This window comes from Candidatus Cloacimonadota bacterium, assembly GCA_011372345.1.
Taxonomy (GTDB): domain Bacteria; phylum Cloacimonadota; class Cloacimonadia; order Cloacimonadales; family TCS61; genus DRTC01.
The window spans coordinates 1-4,145 of record DRTC01000445.1 but is presented as its reverse complement, the minus strand read 5'-3'; the positions used below and the strand labels follow the sequence as shown (position 1 = coordinate 4,145).

Sequence of the window (4,145 nt, the reverse complement as noted above, 5' to 3'; positions counted from 1 at the left end):
GTTTAGTTCAAATGACCAGTGGTTAATTTTGAATTTCGTAAGTCCTTATTTTTCAACCTTTGTGTCATCTTGAACTAAACTGAAATTGGATCAAATGTGCCTTCACCTCTGGTCATTTGACCTTATTTGATTATGATGATTTTTTTAGTTATCACACAATTATTTGTTTTTACCTTAAGGAAATAAATTCCATTTGATAATCTTCTTGTATCAAAGGATATTTCATTATTTCCTCTCTCGATATTACCTCTCCATACTGTTTCTACCGACTGCCCCTTTATATTAAATAGAATAATTTCAATATTTTCTTTTTCCGGTAGAGAGTATTCTATATAAAACATATCACTAATAGGATTTGGATAAACCCAAAAAGAAATATTTTGGATTTCATTTTCTATTATTTCATTATCTTCAGTATATTTAAAAGGGAATTATCTGAACCAAAGATATATCCTGTATTTCCAAAGAATTGAATTTTATCAAGATAACTTGTATCAATAATCTGATATTCATCAAAAGATATCCCCCCGTTTATACTTTTTTTGATATAATTCTGACTACTAACCCAAACTATCGATTCATCTTGAAAATGAATTGCCCAGTTTTGACCAAAATAGTGATAAGTATAAGTCTCAAAATTATCTTGCGTAATCAATACATGATAAAGACCAGCTATACCTCCTTGATCAGGATTAATAAAATGTATATCAAAAAATTCAGAAAAACCCGGCTCTACTCCAACTTCCCAGGTTTCTCCTCCATCCTGGGTAAACAAACTTACTCCTAAACCAAAACCTATGATACAAGAAGTCCATCCATGATTCTCATCCAGGAAGAAAAATTTTGTAATCCAATAATTTCCAGGTATTAAAGGATCGTTTTCTGGAGTAGGTACTGTTGTTTCATACCAATTGTATCCTCCATCGATAGTTTTATATATCATTGAACCCATTGTTTCATTATTTCTTCCTTCTACAAATCCTAATTCTTCATTAACAAAATATAATGGTCCTATCACTTCTATATCTGATAAATAAGAACTCATATCATTCCAAGTGTATCCTCCGTCAGATGTTTTTTAAATAATAATAAATATCAATATCAGGATAGTCATACCAGCGTTTTTTTATCCAGCCATGCAAACTGTCCGTCATTTGCAGGGAGATAATGTACTCATCAGGATTTTCCAATGTATAGATTACTTCCCAGGTTTGAGCTCTATCAGTTGTATGATAGATAGTATCACCATGAGCCATACTTCCTGAAAAAGCCCATCCTTCCTCAGCAGAAATAAAATCACCATCTATCCAGCTATTGTTTTCATCTAATGGTGAAACATTTATCCACTCTTGAGTGTTAAGAGATAAGATAAAAAAAAGAGACCAAATAACAGTAATAAATATTTTCTTTTTCATTTTAATTACCACAATCCGAGAAAATTAAATGAGAAAAAATATTAGCAAGTAATTTTTTATTTTTTTTCTTCCATGTAAATTTTTTCTAATTTATTATCTATTCACAATCATACGAAAATAAAAAAAGGGCAGTCTTTAACTACCCTTTAAAGATGAATAAATTCTATTGATTTTTATTTCAAATAGATCATCTTCCTGGTTTGCACATAATCTCCTGAAACTAATTTATAGAGATATATTCCGCTCTCAACTTCTCTTCCGTTTTCATCACAGGCATCCCAATAAACATTAAGAGGAGAATCATCGCTTGTCTGTCCTTTGAATAGAGTATTGATCTTTTCACCTTTTATATTATAGATCGTAAGTTCGGCATATTTCTCCTTTGGCAGCTTAAAGCTGATCCGTGTAATGGGATTGAAGGGATTCGGATAATTCCGGAGCAGACCGAATTTTTCTGGCATGTCAGGTGCTTCAGGGTTATCTTCATTTTCAGGAATAAATAATGAAATAGGACCGTAAGTTTCTGTTTCTCCGGAAGAGCTGGTGCTTTCCAGCCAATACCAGTAAGTGAAATTCAAAATAAAATCAAATTCATCAAAGAAGGAATATTCTGTCGGTTCGGAAGTAGTTCCTGCTCCTTCGATCATGAGGTTGTTTATTTGTAGTGTTTCGTCATTTTGCAGAGCAGTTTCATCTTCTCCCCGATAAATATTCCATCCTCTATTTTCGGTTTCAGTAGCTGTCATCCAGGAAAGTTTTGGTGTACTGTTAATGAATTGAGCTGTGAATGTAGAAAGCACGATCGGACATGGTCCTCCCTGGCAATAAAAAAATGCTCCTATGTCACCTCTTGTTCCGTCAATATCATCAAAAACGATATCCGGATTTCCGGCATCTATGCAGGGAGAACCCCATTGGAGATAAAAGTTTTCACTTAAGGGATCAACGAACAATGGATCAGCATTGAGATTGCCTGTTCCGGGATAGAGCTGTCCGCCTGGTCTGGCAATATCGTTATATTGGACAGATACACCGGCATCAAAAGAAACAGGTTCAACTGTTGGAGAATCGTGCCAGACAATGTTGTTTTGAAAGTCAGTATTGGTTAAACTTGCATCTAATCCGACATCATAAGCATATATAGTGTTATTATAGATGTCCAGGTTGTTGGAATCCTCGGCATGAATGGCAACATTGTCTATCGCTCCGGTTGTTAAGAACATATTATTTTTATAAAGAAGCGACCAGGTGTCTTCTCCTGAAATAACTACCGCAGAATCGCAATCTGCAAAAATATTTTCCTGAATTGTACTGTTCATATTACCGAACATGAATAATCCAACTGCGGTATCTCTGCTCCTTGAACTTGATCTTATCCTTGTATTTGCTATTCTTGGACTCGAAGTTGTAGATGATGTATTTAGAAGAGCAATTCCTGAACTATATCCAACTATCAGACAGCTGTCGATATTCAAAGAGATCAGGCTATCGATAAAAGCACCTCTGATCAAGGCTCGCGGTCTGGTCGGTTCAGTGCTGTTTCTAACTCTTGAATTGGTTATGGTTGGAGTAGCCCGGGTTACTGTGCCGGAACCGGAATACCTGATTCCGTAAGCATAATCCTCGATATCACAATTATCAATGTCAACAGCTACAGTTCCATCAATTTTAACACCGGTTTCATCCTGTCGTGAATTTCTTGAACTGCTTCTAATTCTCGTGTTAGCAATTCTGGGAGAAGATTCGGTTTCGGTCGTATTTATAACTTTCAATCCTTTTTCGAAACCAAGAAATTCATTATTATCAAGATTAACTTCGGACACACCTTCAAAAACACCAGCCTTTGAATGTGATTGTCTGGTTAATCTTAATCCAAGCAGATTGAATTCATTATTAGTTATATCCGGTTCTGCTGCTGAAAGGTTAGCGTTGATATAAATACCGCGAATATAACCCTCAAAAAAATTATTATCGATAGTTGGCTCTGAATCATCTGTTAATATCAGAGCATAATCCGCCTCAGCTGAAGCATGATTCAGGAAGTTGAAAGTACTGTTGGATATGCTGGGATAGATCGATTGATTTGTATTCGTAAAGACTATCCCGGGGGAAGCATTATTAAATTCACAGCTGTCGATTATACAATTTGCAGAGCTGCCAGTAAATTCGATTCCCTGCCAGGAATAGATCCCTCCCGGTGGTGGATCGAGCAAGGAGAATTCAGCATTATTTGCCTCCAATGTCCCATTAACAGTGAATAAATAATCATCTTCAAAAATTACCTGCACATTATCTTCGATAGTTAAAGTTGTGCTGGCTACAACATTGATATTTGCTGTAACCCGGTACGGACTACCAGCGACATTCCAGGTTCCCGAAACATTTCCGGAAACATAAGTGTCTGAAAATAGATTTGGGAAAACAAAACAAAATAATAAAAAAGGAATAATAATTTTTTTCATCTCTCCTCCTTCAGGATAAAATTTATCAAACTCCTAAAAAATCATTTCTATATCAAAAAAAACATATTTCTCACTCTATACTCTAACTCACACAAAAAATTAAAAATACAACATTTGCAGTCAAGACTTTTTTCTTTTTTTTTGTTAAATATTGTAAAGACTGCGGAATAGTATTTTAAAGTTTTATTCATTAACAAGAAAGTTCCAATAAAAAAGCAAGTGCTTGAAATTGCATTAATTCAAGAAACTTTGTTAATAAAGACTAATT

Annotated in this window: 4 protein-coding genes; all 4 read right to left on the bottom strand. The window is 34.7% G+C overall.

What is annotated here, in order from left to right:
* Positions 1-122 precede the first annotated feature (122 nt).
* The 4 genes from ENL20_08655 to ENL20_08640 all read right to left on the bottom strand — a co-directional run bounded on the left by ENL20_08655 (position 123) and on the right by ENL20_08640 (position 3,877).
* On the bottom strand, positions 123-341 hold the full coding sequence (locus ENL20_08655; GenBank protein HHE38626.1) for a T9SS type A sorting domain-containing protein: 219 nt from the start codon (positions 339-341) through the stop codon (positions 123-125).
* A gap of 56 nt (positions 342-397) precedes the next feature.
* Entirely contained in the window at positions 398-1,045 is a 648-nt protein-coding gene (locus ENL20_08650) for a hypothetical protein (protein HHE38625.1), read from the bottom strand.
* A gap of 22 nt (positions 1,046-1,067) precedes the next feature.
* Positions 1,068-1,415, bottom strand: a complete 348-nt coding sequence (locus tag ENL20_08645) for a hypothetical protein (protein ID HHE38624.1) — start codon at positions 1,413-1,415, stop codon at positions 1,068-1,070.
* A 173-nt stretch (positions 1,416-1,588) separates the two neighbouring features.
* Positions 1,589-3,877, bottom strand: coding sequence for a T9SS type A sorting domain-containing protein (locus ENL20_08640; GenBank protein ID HHE38623.1), 2,289 nt, complete (start codon positions 3,875-3,877; stop codon positions 1,589-1,591).
* Positions 3,878-4,145 lie beyond the last annotated feature (268 nt).